16 protein-coding genes are annotated in these 18597 nt (G+C 70.8%); 11 read left to right on the top strand and 5 right to left on the bottom strand.

Translation table 11 applies throughout. The features are described from left to right. Positions 1 to 81 precede the first annotated feature (81 nt). The 4 genes from ACIBUY_RS14660 (at position 82) to ACIBUY_RS14645 (ending at position 5324) form a co-directional block, all read left to right on the top strand. The gene (locus tag ACIBUY_RS14660; protein ID WP_399152750.1) at positions 82 to 1029 is read left to right on the top strand and encodes a DUF6457 domain-containing protein; all 948 of its coding nucleotides are present in this window, start codon (positions 82 to 84) and stop codon (positions 1027 to 1029) included. 35 nt (positions 1030 to 1064) lie between these two features. After that, positions 1065 to 2636, top strand: a complete 1572-nt coding sequence (locus tag ACIBUY_RS14655) for a molybdopterin molybdotransferase MoeA (protein WP_399152874.1) — start codon at positions 1065 to 1067, stop codon at positions 2634 to 2636. Next, positions 2633 to 3730, top strand: a complete 1098-nt coding sequence (locus tag ACIBUY_RS14650; protein ID WP_365560177.1) for an NAD-binding protein — start codon at positions 2633 to 2635, stop codon at positions 3728 to 3730. The genes ACIBUY_RS14655 and ACIBUY_RS14650 overlap by 4 nt, the downstream gene beginning before the upstream one ends. Before the next feature lie 613 nt (positions 3731 to 4343). Continuing rightward, positions 4344 to 5324, top strand: a complete 981-nt coding sequence (locus ACIBUY_RS14645; protein ID WP_399152749.1) for an NAD(P)H-quinone oxidoreductase — start codon at positions 4344 to 4346, stop codon at positions 5322 to 5324. Positions 5325 to 5348: 24 nt separating this feature from the next. Here ACIBUY_RS14645 and ACIBUY_RS14640 read toward each other — a convergent pair whose 3' ends face one another. After that, positions 5349 to 5810, bottom strand: a complete 462-nt coding sequence (locus tag ACIBUY_RS14640) for a hypothetical protein (RefSeq protein ID WP_399152748.1) — start codon at positions 5808 to 5810, stop codon at positions 5349 to 5351. A 171-nt stretch (positions 5811 to 5981) separates the two neighbouring features. On the opposite strand from ACIBUY_RS14640, the gene ACIBUY_RS14635 reads away from it, so the two are divergent. After that, the gene (locus ACIBUY_RS14635; RefSeq protein WP_365560171.1) at positions 5982 to 6524 is read left to right on the top strand and encodes a bacterial proteasome activator family protein; all 543 of its coding nucleotides are present in this window, start codon (positions 5982 to 5984) and stop codon (positions 6522 to 6524) included. 104 nt (positions 6525 to 6628) lie between these two features. On the opposite strand, the gene ACIBUY_RS14630 is transcribed toward ACIBUY_RS14635, so the two are convergent. Further along, positions 6629 to 8299: a protein kinase gene (locus ACIBUY_RS14630; RefSeq protein ID WP_399152747.1), complete on the bottom strand. Its 1671-nt coding sequence runs from the start codon at positions 8297 to 8299 to the stop codon at positions 6629 to 6631. Between the two features lie 427 nt (positions 8300 to 8726). Here ACIBUY_RS14630 and ACIBUY_RS14625 point away from each other — a divergent pair, with 427 nt between their 5' ends. After that, on the top strand, positions 8727 to 10322 hold the full coding sequence (locus ACIBUY_RS14625) for a protein kinase (RefSeq protein WP_399152746.1): 1596 nt from the start codon (positions 8727 to 8729) through the stop codon (positions 10320 to 10322). Between the two features lie 24 nt (positions 10323 to 10346). On the opposite strand, the gene ACIBUY_RS14620 is transcribed toward ACIBUY_RS14625, so the two are convergent. Next, complete coding sequence (locus ACIBUY_RS14620) at positions 10347 to 10817, bottom strand: pyridoxamine 5'-phosphate oxidase family protein (protein ID WP_399152745.1); 471 nt, start codon at positions 10815 to 10817, stop codon at positions 10347 to 10349. A 98-nt stretch (positions 10818 to 10915) separates the two neighbouring features. Beyond that, positions 10916 to 11578 (bottom strand): response regulator transcription factor, encoded by a 663-nt coding sequence (locus tag ACIBUY_RS14615; protein ID WP_365560160.1) that lies wholly within the window; start codon positions 11576 to 11578, stop codon positions 10916 to 10918. Between the two features lie 270 nt (positions 11579 to 11848). On the opposite strand from ACIBUY_RS14615, the gene pdhA reads away from it, so the two are divergent. The 3 genes from pdhA to ACIBUY_RS14600 are packed head-to-tail and all read left to right on the top strand — an operon-like array spanning position 11849 to position 15518. Then, entirely contained in the window at positions 11849 to 13132 is a 1284-nt protein-coding gene (pdhA, locus tag ACIBUY_RS14610; protein WP_399152744.1) for a pyruvate dehydrogenase (acetyl-transferring) E1 component subunit alpha, read from the top strand. A 5-nt stretch (positions 13133 to 13137) separates the two neighbouring features. Further along, positions 13138 to 14118: an alpha-ketoacid dehydrogenase subunit beta gene (locus ACIBUY_RS14605; RefSeq protein ID WP_365560155.1), complete on the top strand. Its 981-nt coding sequence runs from the start codon at positions 13138 to 13140 to the stop codon at positions 14116 to 14118. A gap of 14 nt (positions 14119 to 14132) precedes the next feature. Further along, positions 14133 to 15518 carry a dihydrolipoamide acetyltransferase family protein gene (locus ACIBUY_RS14600; protein WP_399152743.1) on the top strand — a complete coding sequence of 462 codons (1386 nt, stop codon included), beginning with the start codon at positions 14133 to 14135 and terminating at the stop codon, positions 15516 to 15518. A gap of 64 nt (positions 15519 to 15582) precedes the next feature. Here ACIBUY_RS14600 and ACIBUY_RS14595 read toward each other — a convergent pair whose 3' ends face one another. Then, positions 15583 to 16458, bottom strand: a complete 876-nt coding sequence (locus ACIBUY_RS14595) for a D-alanyl-D-alanine carboxypeptidase (protein ID WP_365560149.1) — start codon at positions 16456 to 16458, stop codon at positions 15583 to 15585. Positions 16459 to 16611: 153 nt separating this feature from the next. Between ACIBUY_RS14595 and ACIBUY_RS14590 the strand changes: the two genes are divergently transcribed. Both ACIBUY_RS14590 and ACIBUY_RS14585 read left to right on the top strand, forming a co-directional pair. After that, positions 16612 to 17283: a GntR family transcriptional regulator gene (locus ACIBUY_RS14590; protein ID WP_365560146.1), complete on the top strand. Its 672-nt coding sequence runs from the start codon at positions 16612 to 16614 to the stop codon at positions 17281 to 17283. Beyond that, a complete protein-coding gene (locus ACIBUY_RS14585) occupies positions 17280 to 18584 on the top strand; it encodes a nitrate/nitrite transporter (protein ID WP_399152742.1) in 1305 nt (434 codons plus the stop codon). The genes ACIBUY_RS14590 and ACIBUY_RS14585 overlap by 4 nt, the downstream gene beginning before the upstream one ends. The last annotated feature ends 13 nt before the right edge of the window (positions 18585 to 18597 follow it).

The following is an 18597-nucleotide window of genomic DNA, read 5'->3' as shown; positions in this document are numbered from 1 at the left end:
CGGCGGGGGCGGCCGGGAAACCGGGACACCCGCCGCTTCCCTGAGGGTGGCAATGATCGTCGGTGCGCCCATACTCGGGGGATGACCGCAGCCACCGGGCCCGCTCCGGACGCCCCGGCGCACGGCGCGCCCGCGTCCGCCGCCTCCGCGTACGACGCGCTCGTCCTCGCGGGCGGCGCCGCGCGGCGGCTCGGCGGTGCGGACAAGCCCGGAGTGCGGGTCGGCGGGCGCGCGCTGCTCGACCGGGTCCTCGCGGCCTGTGCCGGTGCCCGCGCCACGGTCGTGGTCGCCGAGCCCCGCCCCACCGTGCGCGCCGTCGGCTGGGCGCGCGAGGAGCCGCCGGGCGGTGGGCCGCTCGCCGCGCTGGACGCGGGAGTTCAGGCCCTGGAAGCGGGGGCGAAGGAGGCGGAGAGCGTCGTCGTGCTCTCCGCCGACCTGCCGTTCCTGGGGGAGCGCACGGTCCGGCTGCTGCTCGACGCGCTCGCCGCCTCGCCGGAGGCCGAGGGCGCGCTGCTCGCCGACGGTGAGGGACGCGACCAGCCGCTGGTCGCCGCGTACCGGACGGCCGCGTTGCGCCGGGTCCTCGACGACCTGCGCGCCGAGCACGGTGCGCTCACCGGGCTGCCCCTGCGCCTGCTGGTGCGCAGCCTGACCCTCACTCGGATCACTGACCCCGTCGCGTCGTTCGACTGCGACACCTGGGACGACATCGCCGTAGCCCGGTCACGTATCAGGGAGCATGGACGAGTGCTTGATGAATGGATCACCGCAGCCAAGGACGAACTGGGCATCGACCTGGACGTCGACACCGGCGTCCTGCTCGATCTCGCCCGCGATGCCGCGCACGGTGTCGCCCGCCCCGCGGCCCCGCTGACGACGTTCCTCGTCGGATACGCGGCGGCGCGGGCGGGCGGCGGCCCCGAAGCGGTCAGGGAGGCCGCGGCGAAGGCCGCGGCACTGGCCAACCGGTGGGCCGAGGAGGACGCGGCCCAGGCGCAGTCCGGCGACGCGGGACGAGACGCGCCGTGAGCGGCCTGGACGGGCGGGCGGCGCAGGCCGCTCCCATGGACGACCCCTTGGACGACCCCTTGGACGGCGACGTCGACGAGGCGCTCGCGCTGGCCAATGACAACCGGGGCGGATTCACCGCGGCCACCGGCACGGCCACCACCGCAGCCACATCGGCCCGCGCCGACGGTGCCGCCGCCGCTGCCCCCGGCCCCCGCCGGACACCGGGCGACTTCCGGTCCCCGGCCCCCGGCGGGACGACCGCCGCGGCCGACGAGCACCACCACGCGACTTCCTGGCCGACGGCCCGCCGCACCGCCCACCAGGCGGGCCGCCACGCGGCCCAGCACCGGGCGACCGCCCGACAGGCCCCCGCGGACGAGCAACTTCCGCTTGTCGACGACCTGTTGACGACCCTCTCGGATTCGGGCGCCCTGCCCCGTGGCGCCGCCCGTCTCCCCCTCGACCGGGCGCTCGGCCTGATCCTCGCCGCGCCCCTCACCGCCCTCACCGACCTGCCCTCCTTCGACACGTCCGCGATGGACGGCTGGGTCGTGGCGGGCCCCGGCCCCTGGGACGTACGCGAGAAGGGGATCCTCGCCGGGCACAAGGAGCCCGCACGGCTGGCCGACGGCGAGGCGGCGCCCGTCGCCACCGGCGCCCGGATCCCGCCGGACACCACCGCGGTGATCCGCAGCGAGCACGGACGCCTCGACGACAAGGGCCAGTTGCATCCGCTGCGCGACGTCGCGCACGGCCAGGACATCCGGCCGCGCGGTCAGGAGTGCCGCAGCGGCGACCTGCTGCTGCCCACCGGCAGCCTGGTCACCCCCGCCGTTCTCGGCCTTGCGGCCGCCGCGGGCTACGACGAACTGGTCGTCGTCCCCCGCCCGAAGGCCGAAGTCCTGGTCCTGGGCGACGAGTTGCTCACCTCCGGGCTGCCGCGCGACGGACTGATCCGTGACGCGCTCGGCCCGATGCTGCCGCACTGGCTGCGTGCGCTCGGCGTCGAGGTGACTGCCGTGCGCCGCATCGGCGACGATGCGAAGGCCCTGCTCAAGGCGGTACGCGGATCCAAGGCCGACCTCGTCGTGACGACCGGCGGCACCGCGTCGGGCCCCGTCGACCATGTCCATCCCACGCTGCGCGCCCTGGACGCCGACCTGTTGGTGGACGGCGTCAAGGTCCGTCCCGGACACCCGATGCTGCTCGCCCGGATCGCCGACGGGCGGCACCTCGTCGGCCTGCCCGGCAATCCGTTGGCCGCCGTCTCCGGCCTGCTCACGCTCGCCGAGCCGCTGCTGCGGGCGCTCTCGGGCCGTCCGCAGGAAGAGGAACCGTACGGGGCTCCGCTCCAGTCGTCCGTCCAGGGCCACCCGCACGACACCCGGCTCGTGCCCGTCGTCCTGCGTCAGGACAGTGGCAGCGGGCACGAGTGGGCGGTGCCGCTGCACTACAACGGCCCGGCGATGCTGCGCGGGATCGCCGCCGCGGACGGGCTCGCGGTCGTGCCGCCCGGCGGGGCGAATGAAGGCCAGGAGGTCGAGATCCTCGACCTGCCGTGGTCCGCGGGGCCAGGCGTCGGGCCGGGTCTCAACTCGCCGGGAAACGAAGGGTGTTTCACGTGAAACTGGCCGGCCATGACGCCATGGCGCGTCAGGCGGACGAGAAAACCGCGACATACCGGGTGAAACTTCCCCGGCGCATTGTGGAGCGCCCGCTGCGCCAGGTCGCCCGCCGGGTTCTGATGGCCCTCAGCGTGCTCGTCCTCACCGCGCTGCTCGTGTGGTTCGACCGCAACGGATACAACGACAACTCCGACGGCAACGTCGACCTCCTCGACGCCTTCTACTACGCGACCGTCACCCTCTCCACGACCGGGTACGGGGACATCGTCCCGGTCAGTGACGGCGCGCGGCTCACCAACATCTTCGTCATCACGCCGCTGCGTGTGCTCTTCCTGATCATCCTGGTCGGCACCACGCTCGAAGTCCTCACCGAACGGACCCGGGAGGAATGGCGCCTGAACCGCTGGAGGTCCAACTTGCGTGACCACACCGTCGTCATCGGCTTCGGCACCAAGGGCCGCAGCGCGGTGGAGACCGTCTGTGCGACTGGCCTGAAGCCGGATCAGGTCGTGGTGGTCGACCCCAGCGCCAAGGTCATCGAGGCGGCCAACGCCCATGGATTCGCCGGGGTCATGGGCGATGCGACCCGTAGTGATGTCCTGCTGCGTGCCGAGGTGCAGCGAGCCCGGAAGATCATCATCGCCACGCAGCGCGACGACACGGCGGTCCTGGTGACGCTCACCGCGCGGCAGTTGAACCGGGGGGCGAAGATCGTCGCGGCCGTGCGCGAGGAGGAGAACGCGCCGTTGCTGCGTCAGTCCGGTGCCGATGCCGTCATCACCAGCGCGAGCGCGGCGGGTCGCCTCCTCGGCCTGTCGGTGCTCAGCCCGCACGCGGGCATGGTCATGGAGGACCTCATCCAGCAGGGCAGTGGGCTGGATCTGGTCGAGCGGCCGGTGATAAAGGCCGAGGTCGGTCTGAAGCCGAAGGAGACGGAGGATCTGGTCGTCAGTGTCGTACGAGGGCATCGCGTGCTCGGATACGACGACAAGGCGCTCGGTGCGCTGCAGTTGACGGACCGCCTGATCACGATCGTCCGAGCCTCGCCGACCACACAGGTGGCGCCGGACGCGAAGCCGTTGCCGCGGGATTGAGCGGGCTGGGGCGCGGCCCTGCTTGAACGGTGACCCGGCGCTTGTGTTTCTGACCGGGGTCGGGCTGGGCCTCTGTTTGAACGGTTGCCCGGCGCTTGTGTCTTCGACCGGGGTCGGGCTGGGCCCTTGTTGTATCGCGCACCCGGCGCTGGGGGGCCGCCTTGCCCACCCTGCCGCCCCAGGCGGCAGACTGCCCAAGGCGGGGCGGGGTGACCGGATGCCCAGGGGCGGGGGCGCCCCGCAGCCGAAGGCGGGGCGGGCGCAGCCCGGACCGGTGGTGCGGTCCCACCGGGGGGCAGACGCTCGGCGGCGGGAGGGGACGTGTCGGGGTGCCCCCGCAGGACACCGCAGGGACCGTACCCGGGATGCCGCGCCGTAGGCGCACACGTGACGGTGACCGGAGCCCGGCCGAGGAGGTACCCCGACACGGCCCCGCCCCACGACGAGAGCGACGGCGCACCGAACCCGGCCAGATTTCAGCAGCCCGGCCCCGCCCCACGACGAAAGCAACGGCGCACCGAACCCGGCCAGATTTCAGCAGACCGGCCCCGCCCCACGATCAGACCGGCGGCGCATCGAACCCGGCCAGATCCACGGGAGTAGCCTCGCCGGCATGTATGCGATCACGATTCCGGAACCCGGTGGACCCGAGGCGCTCGTGTGGGCGGAGGTTCCCGACCCCGTGCCCGGTGAGGGCGAGGTCCTCGTCGAGGTGGTCTCCAGCGCCGTCAACCGTGCCGATCTGCTGCAACGCCAGGGCTTCTACAGCCCGCCGCCCGGCAGCTCCCCCTACCCGGGCCTGGAGTGCGCGGGCCGCATCGCCGCGCTCGGCCCCGGCGTCTCCGGCTGGTCCGTGGGCGATGAGGTGTGCGCGCTGCTCGTGGGCGGCGGATACGCCGAGAAGGTAGCGGTGCCCGCCGGGCAGTTGCTGCCGGTGCCCAAGGGCATCGACCTGGCCACGGCCGCCGCACTGCCCGAGGTGACCTGCACCGTCTGGTCGAACGTCTTCATGATCGCCCATCTGCGTCCGGGTGAGACGTTCCTCGTGCACGGCGGCTCCAGCGGCATCGGCACCATGGCGGTCCAGCTCGCGAAGGCCGTCGGCGCGAAGGTCGCCGTCACCGCGGGCACCAAGGAGAAGCTGGACTTCTGCGCCGAGCTCGGCGCGGACATCCTGATCAACTACCGCGAGCAGGACTTCGTCGAGGAGATCCGCGAGCAGACGGCGGGCGGCGGCGCCGACGTCATCCTCGACAACATGGGCGCCAAGTACCTGAACCGCAACGTGGACGCCCTCGCCACGAACGGCCGTCTCGCCATCATCGGCATGCAGGGCGGCATCCAGGGCGAGCTGAACATCGCCACGCTGCTCGGCAAGCGCGGCGCGATCACCGCGACCACGCTGCGGGCCCGCCCGCTGGCGGAGAAGGCGGCGGTCGTCGCGGCGGTGCGCGAGCACGTGTGGCCGCTGATCGACGGCGGTCACGTGCGGCCGATCGTGGACCGGACGCTGCCGATGAGCGACGCCGCGCAGGGGCACCGGGTCCTCGAGGAGTCGGGCCACATCGGCAAGGTGCTGCTCAAGAACGCGTAACCCGAAGGCCCACCGGCGACGGCGTCAGCGGCGCAGCCTCAGCGCCAGGAACCCGATCCCGACCCCGGTCAGCAGCAGCCCCGCCCCCAGCGGCAGGATGTTCATGACCGACCCGGGCCCCGTCGTCCCGCGCGCGATCACGCTCTGGCGCGCGGCGGCGGGGCGCTCGGACCGTCGCGGGGCCGCCGTCGCGCTCGGTTCCACGGGCGGCGGCACCGGCGGCAACGCCTGTTCGGAGAGGCTCGGGGTGGGCAGCGGTCGCCCCGGCGGGGTGCGGCCCACCCCCGCGCGACTGCCGGCGAGCGAGGCACTCGGCGAGGGCTCCACGGCGTACGAGACGGAGGCCGGGGCGAACAGGACCAGCGGAAGCAGAACGAGCGCGAGCAGGACCAGCAGACGCAGGACGCGCGGCAGCGGCAGGCGCGGCAGCGGAACCGTGAGCGAGCGTCCGGCCAGCGCTGGAACCCGCTGCCCCTGCCGCCCCATGCCGCACCCCTTCCGCCCGACTCTCGTCCGACTTCCACCCGACGCTTGCGATAAGCCTTGCATAGCGCCATAAAACGGGCACGCCGGATATCGGGCTCACCGGGTGCGGTGGATCAGCCCATAACGGGGGCACCACCGAGTAGTGACAGCTCGGTGCGAGAGAATGGCGGCATGGAGATGCCGAGGAACGAACGGTCGCCGGAGAACCCGCAGATCCTGGTCGTGGGCCAGGACGGAATGGCTCTGGGCGGCGGCGGAGACGACGATTCCCGCGAGGTCCCGGTGACGGAGATGGTGGAACAGCCCGCCAAGGTGATGCGGATCGGCAGCATGATCAAGCAGCTGCTGGAAGAAGTGCGTGCGGCCCCCCTGGACGAGGCGAGCCGGCAGCGGCTCAAGGAGATCCACGCCAGCTCGGTGAAGGAGCTGGAGGACGGGCTCGCGCCCGAGCTCGTGGAGGAACTGGAGCGGCTCTCGCTCCCCTTCAACGACGACGCCACCCCTTCGGACGCCGAACTGCGCATCGCGCAGGCCCAGTTGGTCGGCTGGCTGGAGGGACTCTTCCACGGGATCCAGACGACGCTGTTCGCTCAGCAGATGGCGGCGCGCGCCCAGTTGGAGCAGATGCGCCGTGCGCTCCCGCCGGGTGTCGGCGGCGGCGACGAGGACGAGGACCCGCGCGCGGGCGGCCGCTCGGGCGGCCCGTACCTGTAGGCACGTAGGCGCAGGCGACACAGAAAGGGCCCGGCAGTGATGCCGGGCCCTTCCTTCATGCGCGTACGTCACACGCGCACGTCACACGCGTACGTCACAACCGATTACAACGGATTGCCCGTCGAGACCTGCAGCTGGATCTTCACGTCGTTCGGGTCGATCTCGGTGCCCGCGGCCGGGCTCTGGCTCATGACGGAGCCCTCGCCGAACGTGTTCTCGTCGACCGGCTTCTCCGTGGGAATCCAGCCCGCGGCCCGGAAGCAGGCCTTCACCGAGTCGATGTTCTTGAGGTAGAAGTCCGGGACGATGATCTTGTTCTCGTCGTCGGAACCCTGCGACGGCTCCGTGCACTCGTCCGTCGCGATCGTCTTCGAGGTGTCGGGCCCCTTGTGCCCGGCGACCACCGACGAGGTCGGCTTGTCGGTGCTGCCGCCACCGCCGCCCTTGTCGTCGTTCCCGTTCAGCGTCAGGGCCGTGATCAGCCCGCCGATCGCGACGAGCGCGACGGCGATCGAGCCGATGATCACGGCCTTGTTCTTCTTGTCCGGCTTCTGCTGGGACGACGTGTACTGAGAGGTCGGCTGCGTCGTCGCCTGCGGCGCCAGGTTGTACGGCGGCGGCGTCTGCTGCGCCTGCGACGCGTACGGGGAGGTGGGCGGCGGAGTCTGGTAACCGCTCTGCATGTTCTGCTGCGGATAGCCGTACGCGGCCTGCGGCTGCGGCGTCGGCGTCCCGTACGGGTTCGGCGTCGGCGTCGGCTGGTACGGCGACTGGACCGGACCCGGCGTCGGCATCCCGTTCTGGTCGACCGGCGGGAAGACGGCGGAGCCCACGCCCGCACCGCTCGACGTCTGCGCACCCGGCACGATGCTCGGCGCGACGGAAGGACCGCCGGCCAGCGACTGGGCCACCCGCAGGCACTCGTCCCGCATCGACTCGGCGCTCGGGAAACGCTCGTTCGGGTTCTTCTTCAGCGCACGGGCGACGAGCGCGTCGACGGCGGGCGGCAGCGCGCGGTTGATCGAGGAGGGCGCGACCGGCTCCTCCTGGACGTGCGCGTACGCCAGGGCCAGCGGCGCGTCCGCCTCGAACGGGACCCGCCCGGTGATCAGTTGGAAGAACATGATGCCGACGGAGTACAGGTCGCTTCGCGCGTCCACGCCCCGGCCGAGCGCCTGCTCCGGCGACAGGTACTGCGGCGTACCGACGACCATGCCGGTCTGCGTCATCGACGTGACGCCCGACTGCATGGCGCGGGCGATGCCGAAGTCCATGACCTTCACGACGCCGCGCTTGGTCATCATCACGTTGCCGGGCTTGATGTCGCGGTGGACCAGGCCCATCTCGTGGCTGATCTCGAGGGCCGCGAGCACATCGGCGGTGATCTTCAGCGCCTTGTCGACGGGCATCGCGCCGTACTGCCGTATGTCGTCGTCGAGCACGGAGCCGAGCGGGCGGCCCTCCACGAACTCCATGACGATGTACGGGGTGATGGACCCGTCGATCTGGTCCTCGCCGGAGTCGAAGACCGAGACGATGTTGGTGTGCGTGAGCTTGGCCACCGACTGGGCCTCGCGCTTGAAGCGCTGACGGAACGAATCCTCGCGGCCGAGTTCCGTGTGCAAAGTCTTGATGGCGACCGGACGGTCGAGCCGGGTGTCGTGCGCCAGGTACACCTCGGCCATGCCGCCCTGGCCGAGCAGGTCGCGCAGCTGGTACCGGTCATTGGCCACGGCGCGTCCCACGTGCCGCCCGGCGGCACTGTCTCCGGTCATGTCTCTACGTCCCCCATAGGCGCCCCGACGTCGGCGCGGCCGGTGATCGATTCAGCTATTACCGGCCAAGTCTGCCCGAGGGCCGGGACACGTCAAGCTCGATGCCCGTTCCGTGACCGTACGGGCAAGAAGAGTCGCGCAAGTGTTACGGGAAACGCTCATGGACGGGTCACGGGGTCGGCACAGAAATTGCGCGCACGATTTGCAAGGCGTGCACGGCAACGGGTTTGATGTCCGGTCCATCTCGGAACGGGGCCGCGGCCGAAGCCTGTAGCGTGGCCCGACGGAGACGTATTCACAACCGCGCGTACTCCGGATTCGGGAAGCGCGGGAATGCAGGATTCCGGCGGCCCAGACAGGCCCAGGCAGACCCAGGCAGACCCAGGCAGGCCCAGGCAGGCATGGACAGAAACGACGGCGAGGACTGATGGACCAGCAGCAGCGCGCTCAGGGCCCGTCCGACCCCGAGGCGACTGGCGGCGGAATGTCAGATGCGCCGGAGATGTGGGGCAATGGCGGGCTGGTCGGGGACGGCCGTTATCGGCTGACCCGCAGACTCGGCCGGGGCGGCATGGCCGAGGTGTTCGCGGCCGAGGACGTCCGGCTCGGGCGCACCGTCGCCGTCAAGCTGCTCCGCTCCGACCTCGCCGAGGACCCGGTCTCCAAGGCCCGCTTCACGCGCGAGGCCCAGTCGGTGGCCGGCCTGAACCACCACGCGGTCGTCGCGGTCTACGACTCGGGCGAGGACTACGTGAACGGCTCGACCGTTCCGTACATCGTCATGGAGATCGTCGAGGGCCGCACCATCCGCGACCTCCTCCTCAACGCCGAGGCGCCGGGCCCCGAGCAGGCCCTGATCATCGTCTCCGGCGTGCTCGAGGCGCTCGCGTACTCGCACCAGCACGGCATCGTGCACCGCGACATCAAGCCCGCGAACGTGATCATCACGAACACGGGCGCGGTCAAGGTCATGGACTTCGGCATCGCCCGTGCCCTGCACGGCGCGCAGTCGACGATGACGCAGACCGGCATGGTCATGGGCACGCCCCAGTACCTCTCGCCCGAGCAGGCGCTCGGCAAGGCCGTCGACCACCGCTCCGACCTGTACGCGACCGGCTGCCTGCTCTACGAACTCCTCGCGCTGCGGCCCCCGTTCACCGGTGAGACGCCGCTCTCCGTCGTCTACCAGCACGTCCAGGACATGCCGGTGCCGCCGTCCGAGGTCTCGGACGCGACGCCGCCGGAGCTCGACGGGCTCGTCATGCGCTCGCTCGCCAAGGACCCGGACGACCGGTTCCAGACGGCCGAGGAGATGCGCGGGCTGGTCCAGTACGGCCTGCAGATGCTGTACGAGCAGGGCGGCCACACCGGCACCTGGAACACCGGGCCTGTCGCCATGCACGAGGGCGGCAACACCCCCGCCATGGGGATGGGCATGGCCGGCACCACCGCGCTGCCGCACCCCGGTGACGGCGGCACGGCCGCGCAGCCGATGCTGCGTCCGCCGGGCGGCGACGACGGCGGGTTCGACGGCACCGGGCACGGCGGCGGTGGCGGCGGTGGCCGCGGCAAGCTGTGGATCGTGGCCGTGCTCGCGGTGATCGCGATCGCGGTGGGCGTCGCCTGGGCGCTCAGCGGCAACGACAACAAGGACAAGAACCCGGGGACCAAGCAGTCCCCGTCCGTCTCGCAGTCCGAGCAGTCGGAGGAGCCGTCGGAGCCGACGGACGAGGAGACGACGCAGGGCCAGACCCAGGACGAGGGCGGCAGCACCACGGGCGGCCAGGGCTCCTACTCGCCGACGCAGCAGCCCAGCACGGACAACCCGACGCCGACGCAGTCGGAGACGGGCCAGCCGACGGGCGAGCCGACGGACACGGGCGAGCCGACGGACACCGGTGAGCCGACGGACGAGCCGACGGACGAGCCCACGGACCAGCCGACCGACACGGGAGACCCGGGGAACGGCGGGAACACCGGAGACCCCGCCACCGACGGCGGCGCCAACGGCGGCGGCAACTAGCCCCTGGCCCTGGGCCTCAGGCCCCTAGCCCCGCCGGGCCTCCAGGCCCGCGGGCCTGCGCGGAGCGGAACCGCCCCGCAGTTCGTGCACCGTCACGAACTGCGGGTCCACGCGCAGATAGACCGGGTCGAAGAGCTCGCCGTCCGCGTAGTGCGGGGTGGGTCCGAAGAGTTCGAGTTCGGCGGTGGTCGGCTCGATCTGCTCGCACGTGCCGACGCACTGCACCGACCACTGGCCCTCCGAGGCCGAGGCCGAGGACGACGGCGAGGCCTCGCCGAGGTTGTCGGCCCCGTACGCGACGACGCTGCCCACGCAGGCCAGGTGATAGCCGTATCCGCGGTGCATGCGCAGCAGCAGCCGGCCGTCGGCCACGATGTGGCGGGCGGAGGCGAGGAAGGGCAGGGCGCGCATGCTGGTCGCCACTCGGCCGTAGGGCACACGGGCGAGCAGTTCGAAGCCGCGCTCTAGGTCCTGCGGCTGCATCGGGGAGGCCATGTCACCACTGTGCGATGCCGACAGTGCGCCGGAAAAGGGGACCCCGCCCCCAGCGTGGAGGCCATAGGTCCCGGATCAGCGAGGGGCGTACGAGGGCGTCAGTGGTGCCGCTCGGCGTCCATGCGCGCCACGAACGCGGCGGCCTGGGAGCGGCGCTCCATCCCCAGCTTGGACAGCAGGCTCGACACATAGTTCTTGATCGTCTTCTCGGCGAGATGCAGGCGCTCGCCGATCGCGCGGTTGGTCAGGCCCTCGCCGATCAGGTCGAGGATCTTGCGCTCCTGGTCGGTCAGGCCCGCGAGCCGGTCGTCGTCCTTGGTGCGCCCGCCGTCGCGCAGCCGCTCGAGCACGCGCGCGGTGGCCACCGGGTCGAGCAGCGACTTGCCCGCCGCCACGTCCCGCACGGCGGTCAGCAGCTCATTGCCGCGGATCGCCTTCAGTACGTAACCGGAGGCACCGGCCATGATCGCGTCGAAGAGGGCCTCGTCGTCCGCGAACGACGTGAGCATCAGGCACTTGATCGATTCGTCCTGGGAGCGGATCTCGCGGCACACCTCGACCCCGCTGCCGTCCGGCAGGCGCACGTCGAGGACGGCGACGTCGGGCCTGGTCGCGGGGATGCGGACCAGGGCGTCGGCGGCCGTGCCGGCCTCGCCGACGACCTCGATGTCGTCCTCCATCGCGAGCAGCTCATGGACTCCGCGGCGCACCACTTCGTGGTCGTCGAGGAGAAATACCGTAATTTTTCCGTCTTCGCGCACGGATTCAGTCTCACACACGAACTCTTGCCACGCCCTAGATGACCGACGGGTGACCGGGATAACGTGCCGGTGTTCCGGCCCCCTGCCAGGCTGAGACCAGGGATCAGTCGCACAGCTGTGACCTGCGGTGCTTCACCTCTCTTGCGAGTACTTGGAAATCCAAGCATCGACTTACTTGGAAATCCAAGCAAAATCGCAGGTCAGATGGGGTTTCGCAGATGTGTGACCCACTGGGTAACGTGCTGGGTGAAGGGGTGCTTGCCGGAGCACATGTCACGCCGCGTCCGGACCGTGCACCCACCCCGTGCAGGGACGGACCAGGCGAGCCGAGCCGACTGGCCATCCGGCAATCCCGGGGGCCGGACCGACGGAGGAGCACACGTGACCGTAGACAGTGCCGAGAGCACTGCGGCTGCCCAGAAGGCACGGCCCCCGCGCAAGCGGGCCGCCGCGAAGAAGTCTGCGAAGACCGGACCGAAGACCGAGCTGGTCCAGCTGCTGACGCCCGAGGGCAAGCGGGTCAAGGACCCCACGTACGACAAGTACGTCAGTGACATCACCGACGACGACCTGCGCGGTCTGTACCGCGACATGGTGATGGCCCGTCGCTTCGACGCCGAGGCCGTCACGCTGCAGCGCCAGGGCGAGCTGGGCCTGTGGCCCTCGCTGCTCGGCCAGGAGGCCGCCCAGGTCGGCTCCGGCCGGGCCACTCGCGAGGACGACTACGTCTTCCCGACCTACCGCGAGCACGGCGTCGCCTGGTGCCGCGGGGTCGACCCGACGAATCTGCTCGGCATGTTCCGCGGTGTGAACCACGGAGGCTGGGACCCCAACAGCAACAACTTCCACCTGTACACGATCGTCATCGGCTCGCAGACGCTGCACGCCACCGGCTACGCGATGGGCGTCGCCAAGGACGGTGCGGACTCGGCCGTGATCGCGTACTTCGGTGACGGCGCCTCCAGCCAGGGCGACGTCCTGGAGGCCTTCAACTTCGGGGCGGTCTACAACGCCCCGGTGGTCTTCTTCTGCCAGAACAACCAGTGGGCGATCTCCGAGCCGACCGAGCGCCAGATGCGCGTACCGCTGTACCAGCGCGCGCAGGGCTTCGGCTTCCCCGGCGTGCGCGTGGACGGCAACGACGTGCTGGCCACCCTCGCCGTGACCCGCTGGGCGCTCGAGCGGGCGCGCAACGGCGAGGGTCCGACCCTGGTCGAGGCGTTCACGTACCGCATGGGTGCGCACACCACCTCCGACGACCCGACGAAGTACCGGGCCGACGAGGAGCGCCAGTCGTGGGAGGCGAAGGACCCGATCCTGCGCCTGCGCACGTACCTGGAGTCCCAAACCGACACGGATGAGGGATTCTTCGCGGAACTCGACGCCGAGAGCGAGACGTTGGGCAAGCGAGTGCGCGACGCCGTGCGGTCCATGCCCGACCCGGGCCACCTGGCGATCTTCGACAACGTGTACGCGGACGGGCACGCGCTCGTCGACGAGGAGCGCGCACAGTTCGCCGCCTACCAGGCGTCGTTCGCGGACGGGGAGGCCTGAGCACCATGGCTGTACAGAAACTTCCGATCGCCAAGGCGATCAACGAGTCGCTGCGCACCGCGCTGGAGACCGACCCCAAGGTCCTCGTCATGGGTGAGGACGTCGGCAAGCTCGGCGGCGTCTTCCGCGTCACCGACGGACTGCAGAAGGACTTCGGCGAGGACCGGGTCATCGACACCCCGCTCGCGGAGTCCGGCATCGTCGGCACCGCGATCGGCCTCGCGCTGCGCGGCTACCGCCCGGTCGTGGAGATCCAGTTCGACGGCTTCGTCTTCCCCGCGTACGACCAGATCGTCACGCAGCTCGCGAAGATGCACGCCCGCGCGCTCGGCAAGGTCAAGACGCCCGTCGTCATCCGCATCCCGTACGGCGGCGGCATCGGCGCGGTCGAGCACCACAGCGAGTCGCCCGAGGCGCTGTTCGCGCACGTGCCGGGCCTGAAGGTGGTCTCTCCGTCGAACTCGTCGGACGCCTACTGGATGCTCCAGCAGGCCATCCAGAGCGACGACCCGGTGATCTTCTTCGAGCCGAAGCGGCGCTACTGGGACAAGGGCGAGGTCGACACCGAGGCCGTCCCCCGCGATCTGCACAAGGCCGTCGTGGCGCGCGAGGGCAGCGACCTGACGCTCGTCGCGTACGGGCCGATGGTGAAGGTCTGTCTGGAGGCGGCGGCCGCCGCCGCCGAGGAGGGCAAGTCCCTCGAGGTCCTCGACCTGCGGTCGATCTCGCCGATGGACTTCGACGCCGTACAGAAGTCGGTGGAGAAGACGCGCAGGCTCGTCATCGTGCACGAGGCGCCGGTCTTCCTCGGCTCCGGTGCGGAGCTCGCGGCCCGGATCACCGAGCGGTGCTTCTACCACCTGGAGGCGCCCGTGCTGCGGGTCGGCGGGTACCACGCGCCGTATCCGCCGGCGCGCCTGGAGGAGGAGTACCTGCCGGGCCTCGACCGGGTGCTCGACGCTGTCGACCGCTCGCTGGCGTACTGAGGAGGCCGGACATCATGGTGCGCGAATTCAAGATGCCCGACGTGGGCGAGGGCCTCACCGAGGCCGAGATCCTCAAGTGGTACGTGCAGCCCGGTGACTCCGTCACCGACGGGCAGGTCGTGTGCGAGGTGGAGACGGCGAAGGCGGCCGTCGAGCTGCCGATCCCGTTCGACGGCGTCGTCCAGGAGCTGCGGTTCCCCGAGGGCACGACGGTCGACGTCGGCCAGGTGATCATCTCGGTCAGCACGGCCGGGGACGCCGCCGCCGAGGCCCCGGCCGCCGAGCCGGAGCCCGTGGTGGAGCCGGAGACTGAGCCCGCTGAGCCCGCTGAGCCGCAGGGCCGCACGCCCGTGCTCGTCGGGTACGGCGTCGCCGAGTCGTCGACCAAGCGGCGGGCCCGCAAGGGCGCCGAGTCCTTCAACACCGCTGACACCGTCGTCGCCAATGGCTCCGCGGCGTCGGCGCTCGCCGAGCAGCGGCCGCTCGCCAAGCCCCCGGTGCGCAAGCTCGCCAAGGACCTCGGCGTCGACCTCGCGGCGGTGACCCCGTCGAACGCGGACGGGATCATCACGCGCGAGGACGTGCACGCGGCGGTGGCCGCGTCCGCACCGGCAGCCCCCGAGGTCCCGGCGCAGGCCCCGGCGCCCGCGGCACCCGTCGCGGCCCCCGCGGTGACCTCGTACGACGCGGTGCGCGAGACCCGTATCCCCGTCAAGGGCGTGCGCAGGGCGACGGCGCAGGCGATGGTGAGCTCCAAGTTCAGCGCGCCGCACGTCACGGAGTTCGTGACGGTCGACGTGACGCGGACGATGAAGCTCGTCGAGGAGCTCAAGGCCGACAAGGACATGGCAGGTCTGCGGGTCAATCCGCTGCTGCTCGTCTCCAAGGCGCTGCTCGTCGCCATCAAGCGGAACCCCGAGGTGAGCGCCGCCTGGGACGAGGGACACGACGGAAAAGCCGAGATCGTCCAGAAGCACTACGTGAACCTGGGCATCGCCGCGGCCACCCCGCGCGGGCTGATCGTGCCGAACATCAAGGACGCCCACGCCAAGACGCTGCCCGAACTGGCGGCCGCGCTGGGCGAGTTGGTGACGACCGCCCGTGAGGGCAAGACGTCCCCGGCAGCGATGCAGGGCGGCACGGTCACCATCACGAACGTCGGCGTCTTCGGCGTCGACACCGGTACGCCCATCCTGAACCCGGGAGAGTCGGCGATCCTCGCCTTCGGGGCCATCAAGCTCCAGCCCTGGGTCCACAAGGGCAAGGTGAAGCCGCGCCAGGTGACGACCCTGGCCCTCTCCTTCGACCACCGTTTGGTGGACGGGGAGTTGGGGTCCAAGGTGCTGGCGGACGTGGCGGCGGTACTCGAGCGGCCGAAGCGCCTGATCACCTGGAGCTAGCCGAAACGGCTTGAGCCAAAAGGGCGCCCCCTGTCGCAGGGGGCGCCCTTACTGCTGCACAGGCCTACTTCTTGAACGCGTAATCCATGAGCTTCTTCGCGTCCGACGCCCGCGCGTTGATCGACGTCGACTTCAGCACCGTGCCGATCACCGTCTTGCCGTTGCGCGTCGCCGCGAACACCAGGCAGTAGCCGGCCTCGGGGCCCGAGCCGGTCTTCACGCCGATGGCGCCGGAGTACGTACCGAGCAGGGTGTTCGTGTTCGACCACGACATGTAGCGGTAGCCGCCGGACTTCGTCGTGACCTTCTGCTTCGTCGACTTCGTCTTCACGACCGCGCGGAACGTGGAGTTCTTCATCGCGGACGACGCGATCTTCGTGAGGTCGCGCGGCGTCGAGTAGTTCGAGCCGTTGCCGATGCCGTCGAAGGAGTCGAAGTGGGTGTTCTTCAGGCCCAGGTCCTTGGCGGACTTGTTCATCTTGCCGATGAAGGACTTCACGCGGGCGGCGCGCGTGGAGCCCGTGCCGAACTTGTCGGCCAGCGCGTACGCGGCATCGCACCCGGAGGGGAGCATCAGGCCGTACAGGAGCTGGCGGACGGTGACCTTGTCGCCGACGATCAGACGGGCCGACGAGGCGTTGTTCCTGACGATGTAGTCGCTGTACGCCTTCTGGACCGTGACCTTGGAGTCCAGGTTCAGGTTCTTCGTGGCCAGCACCACCTTGGCCGTCATGATCTTGGTGGTGGAGCCGGTGGACCGCTTGGTGTCCGCGGCCTTGGTGTACAGGCTCTTGCCCGTCCCGTTGTTCATCACGAAGCCGCCCTTGGCGGCGATCGAGGGCACGGCCGGTGCGGCGGCCTGCGCGGAGGTGGCGAACACTCCGCCGGCGAGCACGGCTCCCGTGGCGAGAACAGCGATGCCCGATATGCGAGTTTTCAAGTGAAACGCTCCAAATGCACCTGAAGTGCGGCCACTTGAGGCGGGCCGCGCACGTAATGAGACAGCTGAAACCTGTGGGAGGTTGCACAGGAGTGGCCGTCCGAATCGCGGACGGCGATCGGCTTGCGTACGTGTTGTATCTATGATGTGCGCATGCCCGCGACCGTCACCGAAAAACGCCCCACCGAAAAGCGCCCGCCCGCTGCCGAACGCGTCTACGCGCACGTCAAGCGCGGCGTCCTCGAACGCCGCTACGAGGGCGGGACGTTGCTCACCGAGGGCGAGCTCGCCGAGGCCGTCGGGGTCTCCCGCACCCCGGTGCGCGAGGCGCTGCTCAAGCTCGAGGTCGAGGGGCTGCTGCGGCTCTACCCGAAGAAGGGCGCCCTCGTCCTGCCCGTCTCCGCGCAGGAGATCGCGGACGTCGTGGAGACCCGGCTGCTCGTCGAGGAGCACGCGGTGCGCAAGGCGGTGCCCGTGCGGCCCGAGCTCGTCGCACGCCTGGCGGAGCTGCTCGCGCGCCAGCACGCGCAGGCCGAGGCGGGGGAGTTCCTCGACGCCGCGGCCACCGACCGCTGCTTCCACGCGGAGATCGTGCGCAGCGGGGGCAACGAGATCCTGTCCCGCCTCTACGACCAGCTGCGCGACCGGCAGTTGAGGATGGGCGTCGCCGTGATGCACTCCCACCCGGACCGCATCGCGAAGACCCTCGCCGAGCACGCGGAGATCCTCGACGCGCTGCGCTCGGGCGACGTGGAGGCGGCGGTCGCCGTCGTGAAGCGGCACGTGGGCTGGTTCCAGAACCTGGCGCGGGGTGACGTGCGATGAGCTCCACCTCGGTGCGGCTGCCCGGTGATCCGCCCGGCGGCCGGCGGGCCGTCACGGTCTGGTCCATAGGCGTCGCGGTCTACTTCGTCGCCGTCATCTTCCGTACGTCGCTGGGGGTGGCCGGCCTCGACGCGGTCGAGCGCTTCCACATCAACGCATCCGCCCTGTCGACGTTCTCGATCCTCCAGCTGCTCGTGTACGCGGGCATGCAGATACCCGTCGGCCTGATGGTCGACCGGCTCGGCACGAAGAAGGTGCTCACGCTCGGCGTGGTCCTGTTCACCATCGGACAGCTGGGCTTCGCGTTCTCCTCCTCGTACGGGATGGCGCTGGCCTCGCGCGCGCTGCTCGGCTGCGGTGACGCGATGACGTTCATCAGCGTGCTGCGGCTCGGCACGCGCTGGTTCCCGGCGCGGCGCGGCCCGCTCGTCGCCCAGCTCGCAGGGCTCGTCGGCATGGCGGGCAACCTCATCTCCACGCTCGTCCTCGCCCGGCTACTGCACGGCGTCGGCTGGGAAGCGGCGTTCGCGGGCAGCGCGCTGCTCGGCGTGCTCGTCCTGGTCCTGATGCTGCTGTTCCTCAAGGACCACCCGGAGGGCTTCGAGCCGCCGCCGATGCCGTCCTCGCACAAGGGCGCCGCCTACATCCGCGCCCAGATAGCCGCCTCCTGGCAGGAGCCGGGGACCCGGCTCGGCCTGTGGGTGCACTTCACGACGCAGTTCCCCGCGATGGTCTTCCTGCTCCTGTGGGGCCTGCCGTTCCTCGTCGAGGCGCAGGGCCTGTCGCGCGGCACCGCGGGCGAACTGCTCACCCTCGTCGTGCTCGCCAACATGGTCGTCGGCCTGGTCTACGGGCAGATCGTGGCCCGGCACCACACGGCGCGGCTGCCGCTGGCGCTCGGCACGGTCGGCATGACGGCCCTGCTGTGGGCGGCGCCCATCGTCTGGCCGGGGCGCTCGCCGATGTGGCTGCTCGTGCTGATGTGCGTGGTGCTCGGGGCCTGCGGTCCCGCGTCGATGATCGGCTTCGACTTCGCGCGTCCGGCGAACCCGCCGGAGCGGCAGGGGACGGGCTCGGGCATCGTGAACATGGGCGGGTTCGTCGCCTCGATGACGACGCTGCTCGCGGTGGGCGTCCTGCTGGACGCCACCGGCGACAGCTACCGGGTCGCGTTCTCCGCGGTGTTCGTGCTGCAGGCGCTCGGGGTGAGCCAGATCCTGCGCCTTCGGGGGCGGGCGGCCCGTGCGGAGCGGGAGCGGCTCGTCGCTTCCCGGGTTGCTTCGGTGCACGTTCCGGCTTGAGCCGGGCGGGGCC

The sequence above is a fragment of the Streptomyces sp. NPDC050085 genome, assembly GCF_044460595.1.
Taxonomy (GTDB): Bacteria; Actinomycetota; Actinomycetes; order Streptomycetales; family Streptomycetaceae; genus Streptomyces.
The sequence above is the reverse complement of the archived record's forward strand: the minus strand, read 5'-3'. Positions and strand labels throughout refer to the sequence as shown.

Excerpts from the sequence above, each read along its gene's own strand:
- ACIBUY_RS14660 (WP_399152750.1), top strand. The coding sequence starts at position 82 with ATGACCGCAGCCACCGGGCCCGCTCCGGACGCCCCGGCGCACGGCGCG.
- ACIBUY_RS14655 (WP_399152874.1), top strand. The coding sequence starts at position 1,065 with ATGGACGACCCCTTGGACGACCCCTTGGACGGCGACGTCGACGAGGCG.
- ACIBUY_RS14645 (WP_399152749.1), top strand. The coding sequence starts at position 4,344 with ATGTATGCGATCACGATTCCGGAACCCGGTGGACCCGAGGCGCTCGTG.
- ACIBUY_RS14640 (WP_399152748.1), bottom strand. The coding sequence starts at position 5,810 with ATGGGGCGGCAGGGGCAGCGGGTTCCAGCGCTGGCCGGACGCTCGCTC.
- ACIBUY_RS14635 (WP_365560171.1), top strand. The coding sequence starts at position 5,982 with ATGGAGATGCCGAGGAACGAACGGTCGCCGGAGAACCCGCAGATCCTG.
- ACIBUY_RS14630 (WP_399152747.1), bottom strand. The coding sequence starts at position 8,299 with ATGACCGGAGACAGTGCCGCCGGGCGGCACGTGGGACGCGCCGTGGCC.
- ACIBUY_RS14625 (WP_399152746.1), top strand. The coding sequence starts at position 8,727 with ATGGACCAGCAGCAGCGCGCTCAGGGCCCGTCCGACCCCGAGGCGACT.
- ACIBUY_RS14620 (WP_399152745.1), bottom strand. The coding sequence starts at position 10,817 with ATGGCCTCCCCGATGCAGCCGCAGGACCTAGAGCGCGGCTTCGAACTG.
- pdhA (WP_399152744.1), top strand. The coding sequence starts at position 11,849 with ATGTCACGCCGCGTCCGGACCGTGCACCCACCCCGTGCAGGGACGGAC.
- ACIBUY_RS14605 (WP_365560155.1), top strand. The coding sequence starts at position 13,138 with ATGGCTGTACAGAAACTTCCGATCGCCAAGGCGATCAACGAGTCGCTG.
- ACIBUY_RS14600 (WP_399152743.1), top strand. The coding sequence starts at position 14,133 with ATGGTGCGCGAATTCAAGATGCCCGACGTGGGCGAGGGCCTCACCGAG.
- ACIBUY_RS14590 (WP_365560146.1), top strand. The coding sequence starts at position 16,612 with ATGCCCGCGACCGTCACCGAAAAACGCCCCACCGAAAAGCGCCCGCCC.
- ACIBUY_RS14585 (WP_399152742.1), top strand. The coding sequence starts at position 17,280 with ATGAGCTCCACCTCGGTGCGGCTGCCCGGTGATCCGCCCGGCGGCCGG.